Source organism: Streptomyces sp. NPDC087844, assembly GCF_044742785.1.
GTDB lineage: Bacteria > Actinomycetota > Actinomycetes > Streptomycetales > Streptomycetaceae > Streptomyces.
This window is the reverse complement of sequence record NZ_JBIUVD010000003.1, coordinates 329,569-347,691: the sequence shown is the minus strand read 5'-3', so window position 1 is coordinate 347,691 and position 18,123 is coordinate 329,569. Positions and strand designations below refer to the sequence as shown.

The window sequence follows — 18,123 nt, the reverse complement described above, 5'->3', positions numbered from 1 at the left end:
CCGTCCGACGCCCGACGGCCGTCTGAGAGAATTGGCTACGTGCTGCAACATTTCGCTATGGCCCGAATCGATCTGCGCGGCGACGCCCTCCCCGAGGGCCCCGCCCTGCGCGACCTGCTGCCCCGAGCCGACTTCGACGTCTCGGCCGCCCTGGAGAAGGTGCGTCCGATCTGCGAGGCCGTGCGTCATCGGGGCGACGCGGCGCTGATCGACTACGCGGAGAAGTTCGACGGCGTCCGCCTGGAGTCCGTACGGGTCCCCGCGCAGGCCCTCACGGACGCGCTCGAACAGCTCGATCCGGCTGTCCGCGAGGCCCTGGAGGAGTCGATCCGCCGCGCCCGGATCGTCCACCGCGAGCAGCGCCGCACCACGCACACCACCCAGGTGGTCCCCGGCGGATCGGTGACCGAGAAGTGGGTGCCGGTCGACCGCGTCGGGCTGTACGCGCCCGGCGGCCGGTCGGTCTACCCGTCGTCCGTGATCATGAACGTGGTCCCGGCGCAGGAGGCCGGCGTCGAGTCGATCGCCCTCGCCTCGCCCGCTCAGGCCCCCCGTTTTGGAAATGACGCAGCCGGCGGGCTTCCCCACCCGACGATCCTGGCCGCCTGCGCGCTCCTCGGCATCGACGAGGTGTACGCGGCCGGCGGCGCGACCGCCGTGGCGATGTTCGCGTACGGCACCGAGTCCTGCCCGCCCGCCAACATGGTCACCGGACCGGGCAACATCTGGGTCGCCGCCGCCAAGCGCTACTTCGCCGGCCGGATCGGTATCGACGCCGAGGCCGGTCCGACCGAGATCGCGATCCTCGCCGACGAGAGCGCCGACCCCGTGCACGTCGCCTCCGACCTGATCAGCCAGGCCGAGCACGACCCGCTCGCCGCCGCCGTCCTCGTCACCGACTCGGTCGCGCTGGCCGACGCGGTCGCCAAGGAACTGGAACCGCAGGTCGCCGCCACCAAGCACGTCGAGGACCGGATCGTCCCGGCGCTCGGCGGCAGGCAGTCCGCGATCGTGCTGGTCGACGGTGTGGAGGAGGGCCTGCGGGTGGTCAACGCCTACGGCGCCGAGCACCTGGAGATCCAGACGGCCGACGCGCACGCGGTCGCCGACCGGGTCACGAACGCCGGCGCGGTCTTCGTCGGCCCCTGGGCGCCCGTCTCGCTCGGCGACTACGCGGCCGGCTCCAACCACGTCCTGCCGACCGGCGGCTGCGCCTGCCACTCCTCGGGCCTGTCCGTCCAGTCGTTCCTGCGCGGCATCCACATCGTCGACTACACCCGTGACGCGCTCGCGGAGGTCGCCCACCACGTGGTGACGCTCGCCGAGGCGGAGGATCTCCCCGCCCACGGCGCGGCGGTCAAGGCCCGGTTCGGCTGGAAGGTGCCCGGCAAGTGAGCGCTCCCGGCGGTTCCTCCGACAGCTCCTCCGACAGCTCCTTCGGTATAAAAGACCTGCCCGTCCGCGACGAGCTGCGCGGGAAGTCCCCGTACGGCGCCCCGCAGCTCGACGTCCCCGTACGGCTGAACACCAACGAGAATCCGTACCCGCTGCCCGAACCGCTCGTCGAGCGGATCACCGAGCGGGTGCGCGAGGCCGCGCGCCACCTCAACCGCTACCCAGACCGGGACGCGGTGGAGCTGCGCACCGAGCTGGCCGCCTATCTGACGAAGACCGGCAAGCACGTGGTCGGCGTCGAGAACGTGTGGGCGGCCAACGGCTCGAACGAGGTCATCCAGCAGCTGCTGCAGACCTTCGGCGGACCCGGCCGCTCCGCGATCGGCTTCGAGCCCTCGTACTCGATGCACGGGCTGATCTCTCGCGGCACCGGGACCGGATGGATCTCCGGCCCCCGCAACGACGACTTCACGATCGACGTCGCCGCGGCGGAGAAGGCCATCGCCGAACACCGGCCCGACGTCGTGTTCATCACCACCCCCAACAACCCCACGGGCAACGCGGTGCCGCCCGCCACGGTCCTCGCGCTGTACGAGGCGGCGCAGGCGGCCAGGGCCGGGACCGCCGGCGCGATGGTCGTCGTGGACGAGGCGTACGTCGAGTTCAGTCACGGTGAGTCACTGCTGCCGCTGCTCGAAGATCGGCCGAATCTCGTCGTCTCGCGCACCATGTCGAAGGCGTTCGGCGCGGCCGGGCTGCGCCTCGGCTACCTCGCCGCCCACCCGGCGGTCGTGGACGCCGTCCAGCTCGTACGGCTGCCGTACCACCTGTCGGCCGTCACCCAGGCGACCGCGCTGGCCGCCCTGGAGCACACCGACACACTGCTCGGGTACGTCGAGCAGTTGAAGACCGAGCGTGACCGGCTGGTGGCCGAACTGCGCGCGCTGGGCTTCGCGGTGACCGAGTCCGACGCCAACTTCGTCCAGTTCGGACGGTTCGACGGCGCGAGCGGGTCGCACGAGGCCTGGCGGCGCATCCTCGACCGGGGCGTCCTGGTCCGGGACAACGGCGTACCGGGATGGCTGCGGGTCACCGCCGGCACCCCCGCCGAGAACGACGCGTTCCTCGACGCGGTCCGTGCGTTGCCGCGAGAGTTGCAGACATCCGTGCCCGTGGGAGACACCCCCGCACCCCCGAAGGAGCAGAGCGCATGAGCCGCGTAGGCCGGGTCGAACGGATCACCAAGGAGACCTCCGTCGTCGTCGAGATCGATCTCGACGGCAGCGGAAAGGTCGATGTGTCGACAGGCGTCGGCTTCTACGACCACATGCTCGACCAGCTCGGCCGGCACGGTCTGTTCGACCTGACCGTGAAGACCGAGGGCGACCTGCACATCGACTCGCACCACACCATCGAGGACACCGCCCTCGCCCTGGGCGGCGCCTTCAAGCAGGCACTCGGCGACAAGGTGGGCATCTACCGCTTCGGCAACTGCACCGTCCCGCTGGACGAGTCGCTCGCCCAGGTGACCGTCGACCTCTCCGGGCGCCCCTACCTCGTGCACAACGAGCCCGAGAAGATGGCGCCGATGATCGGCGAGTACGACACGACGATGACCCGGCACATCCTGGAGTCCTTCGTCGCCCAGGCGCAGATCGCCCTGCACGTGCACGTGCCGTACGGGCGCAACGCCCACCACATCGTGGAGTGCCAGTTCAAGGCGCTCGCCCGGGCCCTGCGGTACGCCTCCGAGCGCGACCCCCGCGCGGCGGGCATCCTTCCCTCCACGAAGGGCGCGCTGTAAGCCATGAGCGGCCTCTCCACCATCCTGATCGTCGTCGGGCTCTTCCTGCTCGGCGGCATCTACTCCTTCGTCAAGCAGCAGATGCCCAAGAGCCTCATCATCCTGCTGTCCATCGGCGCGGCCATGTGTCTCGTGGCCGGCGTCGTCCGCCTGGAGGTGTGGAATTGAGTACCCCCGCCACCCCTTCGAAGCGCGTGGTCGTCTTCGACTACGGCTTCGGGAACGTCAGGTCCGCCGAACGCGCTCTCGCGCGCGCGGGCGCCGAGGTCGAGATCACCCGCGACTACGACAAGGCCATGAACGCGGACGGGCTGCTGGTGCCGGGCGTCGGCGCCTTCGCCGCCTGTATGGGCGGGCTGCGGGAGGCGCGCGGCGACTGGATCGTCGGCCGCCGACTCGCCGGGGGCCGCCCGGTGCTGGGCATCTGCGTCGGTATGCAGATCCTCTTCGAGCGCGGCATCGAACACGGCGTCGAGACCGAGGGCCTCGACGAGTGGCCGGGTTCGGTCGAGCCGCTCCAGGCCGACATCGTGCCCCACATGGGCTGGAACACCGTCGAGCCGCCGGCCGGCTCACGGCTCTTCGCCGGCCTGGACGACGACGCGCGCTTCTACTTCGTGCACTCGTACGCCGTCCACGACTGGTCCCTGGAGACCGCGAACCCGGCGATGCGCTCACCGCTCGTCACCTGGTCCACGCACGGCAAGCCCTTCGTGGCGGCCGTCGAGAACGGCGCCCTGTGGGCCACCCAGTTCCACCCCGAGAAGTCCGGCGACGCCGGAGCCCAGCTGCTCTCCAACTGGATCGGAACCCTGTAGACCATGGCCAAGCTCGAACTCCTCCCCGCCGTCGACGTCCGCGACGGCCAGGCCGTCCGGCTCGTGCACGGCGAGTCCGGCACGGAGACCTCGTACGGTTCCCCGCTCGATGCCGCCCTCGCCTGGCAGCGGTCCGGTGCCGAGTGGCTGCACCTGGTGGACCTGGACGCCGCGTTCGGCACGGGCGACAACCGCGCGCTGATCGCCGAGGTCGCCCGCGCCATGGACATCGAGGTGGAGCTGTCCGGCGGCATCCGCGACGACGACACGCTCGCCGCCGCCCTCGCCACCGGCTGCACCCGCGTCAACCTCGGCACCGCCGCCCTGGAGACCCCCGAGTGGGTCGCCAAGGTCATCGCCGAGCACGGCGACAAGATCGCGGTCGGTCTCGACGTACGCGGCACCACCCTGCGCGGCCGCGGCTGGACCCGTGACGGCGGCGACCTCTACGAGACGCTGACGCGCCTCGACAAGGAGGGCTGCGCGCGGTACGTCGTCACGGACATCGCCAAGGACGGCACGCTCCAGGGCCCGAACCTGGAGCTGCTGAAGAACGTCTGCGCGGCCACCGACCGTCCCGTGGTCGCCTCCGGAGGCGTGTCCTCGCTGGACGACCTCCGGGCCATCGCCGACCTCGTGTCGCTCGGCGTCGAGGGCGCGATCGTCGGAAAGGCCCTCTACGCCAAGGCGTTCACCCTGGAAGAGGCGCTCGCGGCGGTGGCCGCATGAGCGCCCTGCGACGCGTCACGACCGGCGCGCCCTGGGAGGAGGCCTTCGGCTGCTCCCGCGCGGTGGAACTGCCGAACGGCCTGGTGCTGGTCTCCGGCTGCACCTCCGTGGTGGACGGCCAGATGGCCGGCGGCGGCCCGTACGAGCAGGCCGTCACTTCCTTCAAGGTCGCCCTCGCGGCCCTGGAGCAGCTCGGCCTCGGCCGCGAGCACGTCGTCCGTACGCGCATGTACCTCACGCACGCCCGGGACGTGGAGGACATCGGCCGCGCCCACAAGGAGTTCTTCGACGCGGTCCGGCCGGCCGCCTCGGTGATCATCGTCTCCGGTTTCGTGGACCCCGGCCTGGTGGTCGAGGTCGAGGTGGAGGCGTACCGGGAGGCGGCCCCGGGGGAGGCGTCCGCGTCATGACCCTGGCCGTACGTGTCATCCCCTGCCTGGACGTCGACAACGGCCGGGTCGTCAAGGGCGTCAACTTCCAGAACCTGCGCGACGCGGGCGACCCCGTCGAGATGGCCAAGGTGTACGACGCCGAGGGCGCCGACGAGCTGACGTTCCTGGACATCACCGCGTCCTCGGGCAACCGCGAGACCACCTACGACGTGGTGCGCCGCACCGCCGAGCAGGTGTTCATCCCGCTCACGGTGGGCGGCGGCGTGCGCACCGCCGAGGACGTCGACAAACTTCTGCGGGCCGGCGCCGACAAGGTCGGCGTCAACACCGCCGCCATCGCCCGCCCCGACCTGATCCGCGAGATCGCGGAGCGCTTCGGACGGCAGGTGCTCGTCCTGTCGGTGGACGCCCGCAGGACGGCCGCCGGGACCTTCGAGGTGACCACCCACGGCGGTCGCGAGGGCACCGGCATCGACGCCGTCGAGTGGGCGCACCGGGCCGCCGAGCTGGGCGCGGGCGAGATCCTGCTCAACTCGATGGACGCCGACGGCACCAAGGACGGCTACGACCTGGAGATGATCGAGGCGGTGCGCAAGCACGTCACGGTCCCGGTCATCGCCTCCGGCGGCGCGGGCCGGCTGGACGACTTCGCGCCGGCCGTCACCGCGGGCGCGGACGCCGTGCTCGCCGCCTCCGTCTTCCACTTCGGCGATCTGCGGATCGGCCAGGTGAAGCAGGCGCTGCGGGAGGCGGGACACCCCGTGCGGTGACGATCCGCCCGACGCTATACCGATACCCATACCGATACTGATACCGATACCGATACCGATGAGAGCCCCGGCCGCGGCCGGGGCTCTTTTTCGCGCTGATACGAAGGACAAGTCGCGCAGTTCGTATTGCGCAGTCGTATTGCGCAGTTTTTATTGCGCAACTTTTCTTTCGTATCTACGGTGACGGTATGACCGGCACGGAGAACCACCCGATCACGGACCTCGGCACCCTCAAGGCCCTGGCCCACCCCCTGCGGATGCAGCTGTACCGGGGCCTGTGCGTGGCCCGTACCGCCACCGCCTCCCAGCTCGCCGAGCAGGTCGACGAGGCCGTCTCACTGGTCAGCTACCACCTGCGCAAACTCGCCGAGCACGGGCTGATCGAGGCGGCCGACCCGCAGAGCGGCGACGCCCGCGAGCGCTGGTGGCAGCCCGCCACCCAGGGCGTGAGCATCAGGGACAGGGACTTCCGGGACGCGCCCGAGAGAGCCGCCGCGCACCTGGCCGCCACCCGGCTCTTCCACCGGCAGCGCTCCGACATGTACCGCCGCTACCTCGACGAACGCCTCACCTGGGGCCCCGAGTGGAACTCCGCCGCCCCGGACAACGAGTCCCTGCTACGGCTGACCGCCGCCGAACTCGCCGAGCTGAGCGCGGAGTTGCTGGCCCTGGCGAAGAAGTACGACGAGAAGGGGCGGGCCGCCGAGGCCGCCGGCGAGACCGAGGGGCGCGAGAACGTCGCGCTGCACGCGCTCGCGTTCCCGTTCCGCACCTGAGAGACCTGAGAGACCTGAGACCTGAGACCTGCAACCTGAGACCTGAGAGACCTGAGAGAGGCCGTCGATGTGACCGCCACCCCCGCGATGTCCGAACCGGTGACCGGGGAACGACCCGCGCACCGCGACCCCGACGTCCTGCGCTGGCTCGGCGCGTACGCCGCCTCGGCGACCGGCGACAACGTCTACTACATGGCGCTGTCCTGGGCCGCCGTACAGGCCGGTACGCCCTCGCAGGCCGGGCTCGTGATGGCCGCGAGCGCCGTACCGCGTGCCCTGCTCATCCTGGGCGGGGGAGTGATCGCCGACCGTTTCGGCCCGCGTCGCGTGCTGCTCACCAGCAGCGGCGTGCGGTGCGCGGCGGTGGTCACCGTCGCCGTCCTGCTGCTCGTCAGCAGTCCCGGGCTGTGGCTGCTCGGGGTGCTCGCTCTGGTCTTCGGCGTGGTCGACGCCGTGCTCATGCCCGCGCTCGGCGCGCTGCCGGCCCGGATCACCGCCCGCGGCCAACTGGCCCGCGTACAGGGCATGCGGGGCATGGCGAGCCGTCTCGCAAACGTCGTGGGCGCTCCGCTCGGCGGCCTCGGAGTGGCCCTCGGTGGCGCCGCGGCGGCCTTCGGCACGGCGGCGCTGCTCTTCGCGGTCTCACTGCCGCTGCTGGCGACCGTCCGGATGAGGCGCCGGCCGTGGGACGGGGCTGTCGGACAGGACCTGCCCCCACGGCCGACGGCCGCACGGGAACTGCGCGACGGACTGAGCTACATCCGGCGCAGCCCCGTCCTCGCCCGGCTCATGGTGGTCATCGCGCTGAGCGACCTGGGTTTCGTCGGCCCGCTGAACGTCGGACTGACCCTGCTCGCGGACGAACGCGGCTGGGGCGCCTCGGGGATGGGCTGGGTGCTGGCCGGCTTCGGGGCCGGGGCGGGAGCGATGTCCCTGCTGCTGACCGTGCGGGGGCGGGTGCCGCGCGCGGGGCTGGTGCTGTCCGTGACGATCGCCGTCGGGGCCGTCGCCGTCGGGGCGATCGCGTACATGCCGACGCTCGCCGCGGCCGTCGGCGTGGCGCTGGCCGTCGGCCTGCTCGCCGGGCTGAGCGGGGCGTTGTGCGGGGCGCTGATGCAGACCGAGTCGGATCCCGCGTACATCGGACGGGTGACCTCCGTGGCGAATCTCTTCAACCTGGGGCTCGCCCCGCTCACGTTCCCGCTGACCGGCGCGGCGATCGCGCTGTGGGGGACCGGCCCCGTCTTCGCCGCCAGCGCGGGCGTGTGCGCGCTCGGTGGGCTGACAGGGCTTGGCTCCCGGGCGTTGCGCCACGCGGAACTTCCCCGGTAGCGGCCACCCGTCCAGCCACCCGCGCCCTCGCGGGGCACGGGTGCGCGGACCGGCCTACAGACCCAGTTGCTTCGTCTCCTGGAGCCTGGCGATCGCGTCCTTGTCGCCGTCCACCTCCACATCGGCCACACCCTGCCGGCCGTGGGCGAAGAGGACCAGCTCGGAGGGGTCACCGGTGACCGTGACCACGGGGGTGCCCTTGTGGGCCACGACCGTCTGGCCGTCCGGGCGGCGCAGGACCAGGCCGGTGGGCGCGCCCCGGCCCATCAGCCGGGCCGCGCGTTCGAGACGGGACCACAGGGCGTCCTGGAAGACCGGGTCGAGCACCCGGGGGACCCAGTCGGGCCGGGCACGGCGTACGTCCTCGGTGTGGACGTAGAACTCGATCGCGTTCGACGCCTCGTCGATCTGCTTCAGGGAGAACGGCGAGAAACGCGGCGGTCCCGTACGGATGAGCTGGATCAGCTCCTCGTACGGCTTCGCGGCGAACTCCGCCATCACCCGGTCGAGCCTTGAGGCGAGCTGCTTGATGAGGATGCCGCCGGCGGCGTCCGGGCGGCGCTCGCGCACTACGACATGGGCGGCGAGATCCCGGGTGTTCCAGCCCTCGCACAGAGTGGGGGCGTCCGGTCCCTCGGCCTCCAACAGATCGGCGAGGAGAAGTCGTTCACGCTTCGCATGGGTCGACATGTCTGCCAGCCTACGACCGCCCCGGCGGTCCGCCCACTCCTGCGGACCGACGATCTCCGCTCTCAGCCAGTGGACGCCGTCCGGGAGCGGTTGGCCGGCGCGGCACAATGGTCGGCATGACCAGCACGCCCACGCCCAGCACGCCCAGCGGCCTGGACCCCGAGATCGCCGCACGCCTCAGGCGCAGCGCCGACGGGCTCGTACCCGCCATCGCCCAGCAGTACGACACCGGTGAGGTGCTGATGCTCGGCTGGATGGACGACGAGGCGCTGCATCGCACGCTGACGACCGGGCGGTGCACCTACTGGTCGCGCAGCCGCCGGGAGTACTGGGTCAAGGGCGACACCTCCGGGCACTTCCAGTGGGTCAGGTCCGTCGCGCTCGACTGCGACGCCGACACCGTGCTGGTCAAGGTCGACCAGGTGGGCGCCGCCTGCCACACCGGCGACCGCACCTGCTTCGACGCCGACGTGCTCCTCAAGGACGCCGGGGACGCCGGGGACGCCGGGGACGCCGGTTCCGGCGTGCCTGCCGCGGATCAGTAAGGTCAGCGGCCATGGACCTCGACACCTTCCGCAAGCTGGCCACCGACCGGCGTGTCATCCCCGTCAGCCGCAAGCTCCTCGCGGACGGCGACACGCCCGTCGCGCTCTACCGCAAGCTCGCCGCCGAACGCCCCGGCACCTTCCTCCTGGAGTCCGCGGAGAACGGTCGCACGTGGTCCCGCTACTCCTTCGTGGGCGTCCGCTCCGCCGCCACCCTCACCGAGCGCGACGGACAGGCGCACTGGCTGGGCACCCCGCCCGTCGGGGTCCCGGCCGACGGCGACCCCCTCGCGGCCCTGCGCGCCACCATCGAGACCCTGCACACCCCGCACGACCTCGCCGACGGCCAGGCGCTTCCGCCGTTCACGGGCGGCATGGTCGGCTACCTCGGCTACGACATCGTGCGCCGCCTGGAGAAGATCGGCCCCGGCGAGCGCGACGACCTGAAACTGCCCGAACTGACCATGCTGCTGACCAGCGACCTCGCGGTCCTGGACCACTGGGACGGCTCGGTCCTGCTGATCGCCAACGCGATCAACCACAACGACCTCGACTCGGGTGTCGACGAGGCCTACCACGACGCCGTGGCCCGCCTCGACGCCATGGAGGCGGACCTCTCACGGCCCGTCTCGCAGCCGCCGGCCGCGCTTCCGCCGTCCGAACTCCCCGAGTACACCGCGCTGTGGGGTGGCCCCGACTACCAGGTCGCCGTCGACGACATCAAGGAGCGCATCCGGGCCGGCGAGGCCTTCCAGGTCGTCCCCTCCCAGCGCTTCGAGACGGCGTGCACGGCGAGCGCGCTGGACGTCTACCGGGTCCTGCGGGCGACCAACCCCTCCCCGTACATGTACCTCTTCCGCTTCGACGGCTTCGATGTCGTGGGGTCCTCCCCGGAGGCACTGGTCAAGGTCGAGGACGGGCAGGCGATGGTCCATCCCATCGCGGGCACCAGGCCGCGCGGCGCCACCGTCCAGGAGGACCAGGCCCTCGCCGACGAGTTGATCTCCGACCCCAAGGAGCGCGCCGAGCACCTGATGCTCGTCGACCTGGGCCGCAACGACCTGGGGCGAGTCTGCGAGCCGGGTTCGGTGGAGGTCGTCGACTTCATGTCCATCGAGCGCTATTCGCACGTCATGCACATCGTGTCGACCGTCACCGGCAAGGTCGCCGAGGGCCGTACGGCCTTCGACGTACTCACCGCCTGTTTCCCCGCCGGTACGCTCTCGGGCGCCCCCAAGCCCCGCGCGATGCAGATCATCGACGAACTGGAGCCCTCGCGGCGCGGTCTGTACGGCGGCTGCGTCGGCTACCTCGACTTCGCGGGCGACTCCGACACCGCCATCGCCATCCGCACGGCCCTGCTGCGGGACGGGACGGCGTACGTGCAGGCGGGCGCCGGGGTCGTCGCCGACTCGGACCCCGTCGCCGAGGACGCCGAGTGCCGCAACAAGGCGGCGGCGGTCCTGCGCGCGGTCCACACGGCCAACCGGCTCTCCTGACAGGGGGCGCCGGCCGTCACCGGGGCGCCGGTCGTCGCGGGGGCACCGGTCGTCAAGAGGTCGACAAGCAGACATTCGCGGGCAGTGCGACGTGGCTCACGTGTCCTCGGGTGACGGTTCGCCCTGAGTTCAGGCGATAGTGGGGTACGTGACTGCTGTACCGCACCCCCGATCCGAAGCTCCCGGGCCCGCCCGCTCCGGCCGCCGAAGCCTCGCCGTCGCCCTGTCTTCCGGCGCGCTCGGCGCGGCCCTCGTGCTGCTCGCCACCCGGCGCGGCTGGTCGGGCGGCAGGGCGACCGTGGCCGGTGGCGACTTCCCGCTGAGCGCCTCAGGCAGTGACGTCACGGGCGTCCCCGCCTCCCTGGCGATCGTGGGACTCGCCTCCCTCGTCGCCGTCTTCGCCGTCCGCCGGGCCGGCCGCTTTCTGGTCGCCGGGCTCCTCGCGCTCTCGGGCGCCGGCACGATCGCCGCGGCGGTGCTCGGTCTCTCCGACAGCTCCGCGCTGGACGAGAAGGCCGCCGCGGCCACCGGGGACACGGCCGCGACCGTGGGAACCATGACGCACACCGGCTGGCCGTACGTGGCCGCGGTGGGCGGTCTGCTGCTGCTTCTCGCGGGGCTTCTGGCACTGCGGTACGGGCGGTCGTGGCCGACCATGTCGGGGCGGTACGAGCGGGACGGGACGCCTCGGCCCCGGCGCGTCCGGGCGCCGGTCGATCCGGACCGGCCGGAGGAGATCTGGAAGGCGCTGGACCGGGGCGAGGATCCTACCGGGGCGTGACCGTTCCACCGGCGGGTCGCGTTCTCGGCCGCGGGCCGGTGAGGGCCGTTCGCGCCGTTCCCCGCGCCCCCGAAGGCGGAAAGATTGCGCCGTTCCCCGCGCCCCTGAGGGCGGCAGTTGGGGTGTGGCCCCGTTTTTGGGGGTGCGGGGAACTGCGCGGCTGACCCCCGCGCACCCGCACCCGTCCGTGAACCCCAGTGGAAGCGCGCACACTCCCGTGCGGGACAATGGGGGCGAGCGTCCGGCTCACACACGTACAGCAACGAGGAGCAAGTCATGGCGGGCAGCAGCCACGGCCACACCCCGGCCGCCTGGACCGGTGTCATCATCGCCTTCATCGGTTTCTGCGTCTCCGGTGCCTTCATGGTGCTGGCCAGCCCGCTGGGCTTCTGGGCCGGCATGGTCATCGTCGTCCTCGGTGGCGTGGTCGGCACGGCCATGCGCGCGGCGGGCCTCGGCCAGCCGAAGAACTCGCACCCCACCCACCAGGTGGCGTCGGCCGACAGCTGACCACGGAGTCGCCCAGCAGACGGGTTCGGCTCTTCGGGCGCCGGGGCCGCCTCCCGCCGTGTGCGGCCGGCACCCCGGCGCGGCAGAATGCGACGCGTGAACGCCGACTATCCGAGGGTGACGCCCGCTCGCGGATCCGCGGCCGTGGTACGACGGCTCGCCGTGCCCGGCGGGCTTCTCGTGGCCGTCGCCGCGGCCTTCGCGTATGTGGGAACCGTCGACCCGAACGAACCCGGCCACTACCCCGCCTGCCCCCTGCTCCGCTACGCGGGCCTGTACTGCCCCGGCTGCGGAGGGCTGCGCAGCGCCCACGCCGTCGTGCACGGGGATTTCGGGGCGGCCCTCGGGGCCAACGCGCTCGCCGTCATCGGCTATCTGGTCTTCGCCGTGCTGTGGACCGTCTGGGTGGTCCGCACGGTCCGGGGCCGTCCGACGCGCGTCGATCCCGGGCCTGCCCTGCTGTGGTCGCTGGGCGCGTTGTCGCTGGTCTTCACCGTTGTCCGGAACCTGCCGTTCGGTGGCTGGCTGCACCCTTGATCAATCAGGGAACGTCCAGGTAGTGGGACCGCCGTCAACCGGATGTGAGGCCCAAGCCCTCCTGCGGATACCATCGCAGTGACCACCGGTTTCGTCCGATGCGACGAAACCCCGGTCCACAGCAGAACCGATTCAACCGCTTGAACCGTTCACCGTCAGGGAAGGGGGCCGCTCGCGTGAGTGTGCTCGACGAGATCATCGACGGAGTCCGTGCCGACCTCGCGGAACGGCAGGCGCGCGTCAGCCTCGACGAGCTCAAGGAGCGCGCCGCGAAGGCCCGGCCTGCCAAGGACGGTGTCGCGGCCCTGCGCGGCGACGGCGTCAAGGTCATCTGCGAGGTCAAGCGCTCCAGCCCGTCCAAGGGCGCCCTCGCCGCGATCGCCGACCCCGCGGCCCTCGCCGCGGACTACGAGGCGGGCGGCGCGGCCGTCATCTCCGTGCTCACCGAGCAGCGCCGCTTCGGCGGCTCGCTCGCCGACCTGGAGGCCGTCCGGGCCCGGGTCGACATCCCGGTGCTGCGCAAGGACTTCATCGTCACGTCGTACCAGCTGTGGGAGGCCCGGGCGTACGGGGCCGACCTCGCGCTGCTCATCGTGGCCGCCCTCGACCAGCCCGCCCTGGAGTCCCTCATCGAGCGCGCCGAGTCCATCGGACTCACCCCGCTCGTCGAGGTGCACGACGAGGACGAGATCGACCGGGCGGTGGACGCCGGGGCGAAGGTCATCGGCGTCAACGCGCGCAACCTCAAGGACCTCAAGGTCGATCGCGGCACCTTCGAGCGCATCGCGCCCGAGATCCCCGCGCACATCGTGAAGATCGCCGAGTCCGGTGTCCGCGGCCCGCACGACCTCATCGCCTACGCCAACGCGGGCGCCGACGCCGTACTCGTCGGCGAGTCCCTCGTGACCGGCCGGGATCCCAAGACCGCCGTCTCGGACCTGGTCGCCGCGGGCGCGCACCCCGCGCTGCGGCACGGACGGGGCTGACATCTCCCGATGAGCACCGGCCGAACCCCCGCCGCGACCACCCGTCCGGGCGCCCGCCCCGACGGTGGTCCGGCGTGTGTCCGGTCCGTCGACGCGGGACTCTCGCCGGCTCCCGGCCCCTACGCCCGGCTCGCCCGCGGCTGCCGTCCGCGCGGCTGCCGGGCGCCCGCGCGGCGCGTGCACGGTCGTCGGGTGCGGTATGTCATCGGCGACGAGCCGGGACAAGTCAACGGCATGCGATGGCGTCGGCGCGTGTCACCCGTGGCGAGCTGAGCCGCGTCTCCTGAACACCGGGTGTGTCGCCGTCGCGGCGGGGAGGTCGTTCCCGCGGCGAGGTCGTTCCCGCGGCGGGACGAAATGTGCTGCTCACCGAAGGTGCCACGCGACCCACGTGACCCCTTTCCGACCGATTACGGGGCCGACGCCCCTGCGAGGTAACCGCATGTCCAGCGAGTTCTTCATTCCCGACCCCGAGGGCCGGGTTCCCAGCGCCGAGGGCTACTTCGGCGCGTTCGGCGGCAAGTTCATCCCGGAGGCGCTGGTCGCCGCCGTGGACGAGGTCGCCGTCGAGTACGACAAGGCCAAGTCCGACCCCGAGTTCGCCCGGGAACTGGACGACCTGCTCGTCCACTACACCGGCCGGCCCAGCTCCCTCACCGAGGTGGAGCGGTTCGCCGAGCACGCCGGGGGCGCCCGCGTCTTCCTGAAGAGGGAGGACCTCAACCACACCGGCTCCCACAAGATCAACAACGTGCTCGGCCAGGCCCTGCTCACCAGGCGCATGGGCAAGACCCGCGTCATCGCCGAGACCGGCGCCGGCCAGCACGGCGTCGCCACGGCCACCGCCTGCGCGCTGTTCGGCCTCGAATGCACCATCTACATGGGCGAGATCGACACCGAGCGCCAGGCCCTGAACGTGGCCCGGATGCGCATGCTCGGCGCCGAGGTCATCGCCGTGAAGTCCGGCAGCCGCACGCTGAAGGACGCCATCAACGAGGCCTTCCGCGACTGGGTCGCCAACGTCGACCGCACCCACTACCTGTTCGGCACGGTCGCCGGACCGCACCCCTTCCCGGCGATGGTCCGCGACTTCCACCGCGTCATCGGCGTCGAGGCCCGCCGCCAGATCCTGGAGCGCGCGGGCCGCCTCCCCGACGCGGCGATCGCCTGTGTCGGCGGCGGCTCCAACGCCATCGGCCTCTTCCACGCCTTCATCCCGGACGCGGACGTACGCCTCATCGGCTGCGAGCCCGCCGGACACGGCATCGAGACCGGCGAGCACGCGGCCACCCTGACGGTCGGCGAACCGGGCATCCTGCACGGCTCCCGCAGTTACGTCCTCCAGGACGAGGAGGGCCAGATCACCGAGCCCTACTCGATCTCGGCCGGACTCGACTACCCGGGCATCGGCCCCGAGCACGCCTACCTCAAGGACAGCGGCCGGGGCGAGTACCGCGCCGTCACCGACGACGCGGCCATGCAGGCACTGCGCCTGCTCTCCCGCACCGAGGGCATCATCCCGGCCATCGAGAGCGCCCACGCGCTCGCCGGGGCCCTGGAGGTCGGCAGGGAACTCGGTCCGGACGGCCTGATCGTCGTCAACCTCTCGGGCCGCGGCGACAAGGACATGGACACGGCCGCGCGGTACTTCGGCCTGTACGACGAGGGCGCCGACGCCGTCGTCGAGGCGGACGCCGGCAGCGACACCGCCGAGATCGAGGGGGACGCCAAGTGAGCGGCAACGTACAGCTGTTGAGTGACACCCTCGCCGGGGCGAAGGCGGAGGGCCGGTCCGCGCTGATCGCCTACCTGCCGGCCGGCTTCCCGACCGTGGACGGCGGTATCGCGGCGATCAAGGCCGTCTTCGAGGGCGGCGCGGACGTCGTCGAGGTCGGGCTGCCGCACAGCGACCCCGTCCTGGACGGACCCGTCATCCAGACCGCCGACGACATCGCCCTGCGCGGCGGCGTCAAGATCGCGGACGTGATGCGCACGGTCCGCGAGGCCTACGAGGCGACCGGCAGGCCCGTCCTCGTGATGACGTACTGGAACCCCATCGACCGCTACGGGGTGGAGCGCTTCACCGCCGAACTGGCCGAGGCGGGCGGCGCCGGGTGCATCCTGCCCGACCTCCCCGTCCAGGAGTCGGCACTGTGGAGGGAGCACGCCGAGAAGCACGGGCTCGCGACCGTCTTCGTCGTCGCGCCCAGCAGCAAGGACGCCCGCCTCGCCGACATCACCGAGGCCGGTTCCGGCTTCGTGTACGCGGCCTCGCTGATGGGTGTCACCGGCACCCGCGCGTCCGTGGGCGCCCAGGCGCAGGACCTCGTCCGGCGCACCAAGGCCACCACCGACCTCCCGGTCTGTGTCGGCCTCGGCGTCTCGAACGCCGTACAGGCGGCCGAGGTCGCGGGCTTCGCCGACGGCGTCATCGTCGGTTCGGCCTTCGTGAAGCTGATGCTGGACGCCCCCGACGAGGCCGCGGGCCTGGACGCCGTACGCGCTCTCGCCGCCGACCTCGCCAAGGGCGTGCGCGGCGCGATGCAGTAAACGGTTTACTCACTCGAACGGGTGGACCTGGGGCCGGGGAGGCGCGGTGCGCCTCCCCGGTTCGTTCTGCGGGATGTGAGCGAGAAGAACCGTGAGGGAAAGCGCACCGCCCGCGAGCGGCTGGCGGAAGAGCGAGACAAGCAGAAGACGGCCGACAAGCGCCGCCGGGTGCTGGTCGTGGGCGGAGCGATCGTCTGCGTACTGGCCCTGGCCGGGGTGATCGGCGTCCTGGCCGCGAACTCGGGCGACGACAAGGCGGACACCGAGGCGGGACCGCTGACGGCTCCCTCGGGGGCGAACGGCGACGACAGCCTCGCCATCCCCGTCGGCAGGGAGAGCGCGAAGTCGACCCTCACCGTGTGGGAGGACTTCCGCTGCCCGGCCTGCAAGAGCTTCGAGGACGGCTACCGCTCGACGATCCACGAGCTGACGGATTCCGGACAGCTGAAGGTCGAGTACCACCTGGCGACCCTGATCGACGGGAACATGCGCGGCAGCGGCTCCCTGCGTGCCGCCAACGCCGCCGCGTGCGCCCAGGACGCCGGAAAGTTCCCGGCCTACCACGACGTGCTCTTCGAGAACCAGCCCGCCGAGACGGACGACGCGTACGCGAAGAACGGCAAGCTGATCGAGCTGGCCGGAAAGGTCGACGGGCTCACCACCGGCACGTTCAAGAAGTGCGTCGAGGACGGCACGCACGACAGCTGGGTCGCCAAGTCCCACCAGGCATTCCAGGGCGGCGGCTTCAGCGGCACACCGACGGTCCTGCTGAACGGGAAGAACATCTACCAGGACCGGACGATGACCCCGGCCAAGCTGAAGCAGATGGTGCGGCAGGCCGACAAGGCGTGAGCCCGGCGGGCTACCCGGCCGGGCGCCCCCGGCCGGGCCCCGGCGCTCCCGCGCGGTCTCGTTATGGACCCGTAGCCCGGGCGGGTTGCCCTACGTGCCGCCCGGCAGGGTAGCGTCGACTCCGCCATGGAACTTGCCTATATCCCCAGCCCCTCGCGCGGTGTGCTGCACCTCGGCCCCATTCCGCTGCGTGGCTACGCGTTCTGCATCATCATCGGCGTCTTCGTAGCCGTCTGGCTCGGCAACAAGCGGTGGGTCGCGCGCGGGGGCCGGCCAGGCACCGTGGCGGACATCGCCGTGTGGGCCGTACCGTTCGGCCTCGTCGGCGGGCGGCTGTACCACGTCATCACCGACTACCAGCTGTACTTCAGCGAGGGTCAGGACTGGGTCGACGCCTTCAAGATCTGGGAGGGCGGCCTCGGCATCTGGGGGGCCATCGCGTTCGGCGGGGTGGGTGCCTGGATCGGCTGCCGCCGCCGTGGCATCCCGCTGCCCGCCTGGGCCGACGCCCTCGCCCCCGGTATCGCCCTCGCGCAGGCCATCGGCCGCTGGGGCAACTGGTTCAACCAGGAGCTGTACGGGCGCGAGACCGACCTGCCCTGGGCGCTGCACATCACGTCCGTGACGGACGGCCGGGAGCCCGGCTACTACCACCCGACGTTCCTGTACGAGTCGCTGTGGTGCATCGGTGTCGCGGTCCTCGTCATCTGGGCCGACCGCCGTTTCAAGCTCGGCCACGGCCGTGCCTTCGCGCTGTACGTCGCCGCGTACTGCGCAGGCCGCTTCTGGATCGAGTACATGCGTGTCGACGAGGCCCACCACTTCCTGGGCCTGCGTCTGAACTGCTGGACCGCGGTCGTGGTCTTCCTCCTCGCCGTGCTCTACATCGTGCTGTCGGCGAGGCACAGGCCGGGCCGCGAAGAGATCGTCGAGCCGGCCGCCCCGGACGATGACACGGACGAGGACGGCGCCGCGGTGGACCTGGACAAGAAGTCCGAGGACACCACAGCCGCCGCCGACTCCGACAAGGACAAGGCGGAGGACAAGGCAGAGGACAAGGCAGAGGACAAGGCAGAGGACAAGGCGGAGGAGAAGGACGAGGCCGGGTCGGCCAAGAAGTCCTGACCTCCGCGGGTACGTGGAAGGGGGCGCCCCAG

Annotated in this window: 22 protein-coding genes; 21 read left to right on the top strand and 1 reads right to left on the bottom strand. The window is 71.6% G+C overall.

Going from position 1 to position 18,123, the window contains the following annotated elements; translation table 11 throughout:
• Positions 1-57 precede the first annotated feature (57 nt).
• From hisD to ACIOKD_RS08405, 10 genes are all read left to right on the top strand, one after another.
• Positions 58-1,395 carry a histidinol dehydrogenase gene (gene hisD, locus ACIOKD_RS08450; protein WP_402080016.1) on the top strand — a complete coding sequence of 446 codons (1,338 nt, stop codon included), beginning with the start codon at positions 58-60 and terminating at the stop codon, positions 1,393-1,395.
• Positions 1,392-2,609: a histidinol-phosphate transaminase gene (locus tag ACIOKD_RS08445; RefSeq protein WP_402080013.1), complete on the top strand. Its 1,218-nt coding sequence runs from the start codon at positions 1,392-1,394 to the stop codon at positions 2,607-2,609. Before hisD ends, ACIOKD_RS08445 begins: the two co-directional genes overlap by 4 nt.
• Positions 2,606-3,199: an imidazoleglycerol-phosphate dehydratase HisB gene (gene hisB, locus ACIOKD_RS08440; protein WP_402080011.1), complete on the top strand. Its 594-nt coding sequence runs from the start codon at positions 2,606-2,608 to the stop codon at positions 3,197-3,199. Before ACIOKD_RS08445 ends, hisB begins: the two co-directional genes overlap by 4 nt.
• Positions 3,200-3,202: 3 nt before the next feature.
• Positions 3,203-3,367: a hypothetical protein gene (locus tag ACIOKD_RS08435; RefSeq protein ID WP_384808052.1), complete on the top strand. Its 165-nt coding sequence runs from the start codon at positions 3,203-3,205 to the stop codon at positions 3,365-3,367.
• Complete coding sequence (gene hisH / locus ACIOKD_RS08430) at positions 3,358-4,017, top strand: imidazole glycerol phosphate synthase subunit HisH (RefSeq protein ID WP_402080007.1); 660 nt, start codon at positions 3,358-3,360, stop codon at positions 4,015-4,017. Before ACIOKD_RS08435 ends, hisH begins: the two co-directional genes overlap by 10 nt.
• A 3-nt stretch (positions 4,018-4,020) precedes the next feature.
• Positions 4,021-4,746: a bifunctional 1-(5-phosphoribosyl)-5-((5-phosphoribosylamino)methylideneamino)imidazole-4-carboxamide isomerase/phosphoribosylanthranilate isomerase PriA gene (gene priA / locus ACIOKD_RS08425; RefSeq protein WP_402080004.1), complete on the top strand. Its 726-nt coding sequence runs from the start codon at positions 4,021-4,023 to the stop codon at positions 4,744-4,746.
• On the top strand, positions 4,743-5,156 hold the full coding sequence (locus ACIOKD_RS08420) for a RidA family protein (RefSeq protein ID WP_402080001.1): 414 nt from the start codon (positions 4,743-4,745) through the stop codon (positions 5,154-5,156). The genes priA and ACIOKD_RS08420 overlap by 4 nt, the downstream gene beginning before the upstream one ends.
• The gene (gene hisF / locus ACIOKD_RS08415) at positions 5,153-5,908 is read left to right on the top strand and encodes an imidazole glycerol phosphate synthase subunit HisF (RefSeq protein ID WP_402079998.1); all 756 of its coding nucleotides are present in this window, start codon (positions 5,153-5,155) and stop codon (positions 5,906-5,908) included. Before ACIOKD_RS08420 ends, hisF begins: the two co-directional genes overlap by 4 nt.
• 188 nt (positions 5,909-6,096) lie before the next feature.
• Positions 6,097-6,684, top strand: a complete 588-nt coding sequence (locus tag ACIOKD_RS08410; RefSeq protein WP_402079995.1) for an ArsR/SmtB family transcription factor — start codon at positions 6,097-6,099, stop codon at positions 6,682-6,684.
• Positions 6,685-6,771: 87 nt separating this feature from the next.
• A complete protein-coding gene (locus tag ACIOKD_RS08405; protein ID WP_402080688.1) occupies positions 6,772-8,016 on the top strand; it encodes an MFS transporter in 1,245 nt (414 codons plus the stop codon).
• Positions 8,017-8,070: 54 nt separating this feature from the next.
• On the opposite strand, the gene ACIOKD_RS08400 is transcribed toward ACIOKD_RS08405, so the two are convergent.
• The gene (locus ACIOKD_RS08400; RefSeq protein WP_402079992.1) at positions 8,071-8,706 is read right to left on the bottom strand and encodes a TIGR03085 family metal-binding protein; all 636 of its coding nucleotides are present in this window, start codon (positions 8,704-8,706) and stop codon (positions 8,071-8,073) included.
• A 116-nt stretch (positions 8,707-8,822) separates the two neighbouring features.
• Here ACIOKD_RS08400 and hisI point away from each other — a divergent pair, with 116 nt between their 5' ends.
• The 11 genes from hisI to lgt all read left to right on the top strand — a co-directional run bounded on the left by hisI (position 8,823) and on the right by lgt (position 18,091).
• A complete protein-coding gene (gene hisI, locus ACIOKD_RS08395; RefSeq protein ID WP_402079989.1) occupies positions 8,823-9,251 on the top strand; it encodes a phosphoribosyl-AMP cyclohydrolase in 429 nt (142 codons plus the stop codon).
• 11 nt (positions 9,252-9,262) lie between these two features.
• Positions 9,263-10,750 (top strand): anthranilate synthase component I, encoded by a 1,488-nt coding sequence (locus ACIOKD_RS08390; RefSeq protein WP_402079986.1) that lies wholly within the window; start codon positions 9,263-9,265, stop codon positions 10,748-10,750.
• Between the two features lie 139 nt (positions 10,751-10,889).
• The gene (locus ACIOKD_RS08385; protein ID WP_402079983.1) at positions 10,890-11,531 is read left to right on the top strand and encodes a TIGR02234 family membrane protein; all 642 of its coding nucleotides are present in this window, start codon (positions 10,890-10,892) and stop codon (positions 11,529-11,531) included.
• A gap of 276 nt (positions 11,532-11,807) precedes the next feature.
• Positions 11,808-12,041: an HGxxPAAW family protein gene (locus ACIOKD_RS08380; protein WP_402079981.1), complete on the top strand. Its 234-nt coding sequence runs from the start codon at positions 11,808-11,810 to the stop codon at positions 12,039-12,041.
• A gap of 87 nt (positions 12,042-12,128) precedes the next feature.
• Positions 12,129-12,578 (top strand): DUF2752 domain-containing protein, encoded by a 450-nt coding sequence (locus tag ACIOKD_RS08375; RefSeq protein WP_402079978.1) that lies wholly within the window; start codon positions 12,129-12,131, stop codon positions 12,576-12,578.
• Positions 12,579-12,754: 176 nt separating this feature from the next.
• Positions 12,755-13,564 (top strand): indole-3-glycerol phosphate synthase TrpC, encoded by an 810-nt coding sequence (gene trpC / locus ACIOKD_RS08370; protein ID WP_402079976.1) that lies wholly within the window; start codon positions 12,755-12,757, stop codon positions 13,562-13,564.
• Positions 13,565-13,573: 9 nt separating this feature from the next.
• Positions 13,574-13,837, top strand: coding sequence for a tryptophan biosynthesis modulator TrpM (gene trpM, locus ACIOKD_RS08365; RefSeq protein WP_402079973.1), 264 nt, complete (start codon positions 13,574-13,576; stop codon positions 13,835-13,837).
• 169 nt (positions 13,838-14,006) lie between these two features.
• On the top strand, positions 14,007-15,299 hold the full coding sequence (gene trpB, locus ACIOKD_RS08360) for a tryptophan synthase subunit beta (protein WP_402079971.1): 1,293 nt from the start codon (positions 14,007-14,009) through the stop codon (positions 15,297-15,299).
• Positions 15,296-16,114, top strand: coding sequence for a tryptophan synthase subunit alpha (trpA, locus tag ACIOKD_RS08355; protein WP_402079968.1), 819 nt, complete (start codon positions 15,296-15,298; stop codon positions 16,112-16,114). Before trpB ends, trpA begins: the two co-directional genes overlap by 4 nt.
• 75 nt (positions 16,115-16,189) lie before the next feature.
• Positions 16,190-16,966: a DsbA family protein gene (locus tag ACIOKD_RS08350; protein WP_402079965.1), complete on the top strand. Its 777-nt coding sequence runs from the start codon at positions 16,190-16,192 to the stop codon at positions 16,964-16,966.
• 126 nt (positions 16,967-17,092) lie between these two features.
• Positions 17,093-18,091 (top strand): prolipoprotein diacylglyceryl transferase, encoded by a 999-nt coding sequence (gene lgt / locus ACIOKD_RS08345; protein ID WP_402079962.1) that lies wholly within the window; start codon positions 17,093-17,095, stop codon positions 18,089-18,091.
• Positions 18,092-18,123: the final 32 nt, after the last annotated feature.

What these genes read in the sequence shown, in the direction of transcription:
- hisB (WP_402080011.1), top strand. Translation starts at nt 2,606, where the DNA reads ATGAGCCGCGTAGGCCGGGTCGAACGGATCACCAAGGAGACCTCCGTC.
- trpB (WP_402079971.1), top strand. Translation starts at nt 14,007, where the DNA reads ATGTCCAGCGAGTTCTTCATTCCCGACCCCGAGGGCCGGGTTCCCAGC.
- ACIOKD_RS08435 (WP_384808052.1), top strand. Translation starts at nt 3,203, where the DNA reads ATGAGCGGCCTCTCCACCATCCTGATCGTCGTCGGGCTCTTCCTGCTC.
- hisF (WP_402079998.1), top strand. Translation starts at nt 5,153, where the DNA reads ATGACCCTGGCCGTACGTGTCATCCCCTGCCTGGACGTCGACAACGGC.
- ACIOKD_RS08420 (WP_402080001.1), top strand. Translation starts at nt 4,743, where the DNA reads ATGAGCGCCCTGCGACGCGTCACGACCGGCGCGCCCTGGGAGGAGGCC.
- ACIOKD_RS08410 (WP_402079995.1), top strand. Translation starts at nt 6,097, where the DNA reads ATGACCGGCACGGAGAACCACCCGATCACGGACCTCGGCACCCTCAAG.
- priA (WP_402080004.1), top strand. Translation starts at nt 4,021, where the DNA reads ATGGCCAAGCTCGAACTCCTCCCCGCCGTCGACGTCCGCGACGGCCAG.
- trpM (WP_402079973.1), top strand. Translation starts at nt 13,574, where the DNA reads ATGAGCACCGGCCGAACCCCCGCCGCGACCACCCGTCCGGGCGCCCGC.
- ACIOKD_RS08375 (WP_402079978.1), top strand. Translation starts at nt 12,129, where the DNA reads ATGCGACGCGTGAACGCCGACTATCCGAGGGTGACGCCCGCTCGCGGA.
- hisD (WP_402080016.1), top strand. Translation starts at nt 58, where the DNA reads ATGGCCCGAATCGATCTGCGCGGCGACGCCCTCCCCGAGGGCCCCGCC.
- ACIOKD_RS08400 (WP_402079992.1), bottom strand. Translation starts at nt 8,706, where the DNA reads ATGTCGACCCATGCGAAGCGTGAACGACTTCTCCTCGCCGATCTGTTG.
- ACIOKD_RS08380 (WP_402079981.1), top strand. Translation starts at nt 11,808, where the DNA reads ATGGCGGGCAGCAGCCACGGCCACACCCCGGCCGCCTGGACCGGTGTC.
- lgt (WP_402079962.1), top strand. Translation starts at nt 17,093, where the DNA reads ATGGAACTTGCCTATATCCCCAGCCCCTCGCGCGGTGTGCTGCACCTC.
- ACIOKD_RS08405 (WP_402080688.1), top strand. Translation starts at nt 6,772, where the DNA reads ATGTCCGAACCGGTGACCGGGGAACGACCCGCGCACCGCGACCCCGAC.
- ACIOKD_RS08390 (WP_402079986.1), top strand. Translation starts at nt 9,263, where the DNA reads ATGGACCTCGACACCTTCCGCAAGCTGGCCACCGACCGGCGTGTCATC.
- hisI (WP_402079989.1), top strand. Translation starts at nt 8,823, where the DNA reads ATGACCAGCACGCCCACGCCCAGCACGCCCAGCGGCCTGGACCCCGAG.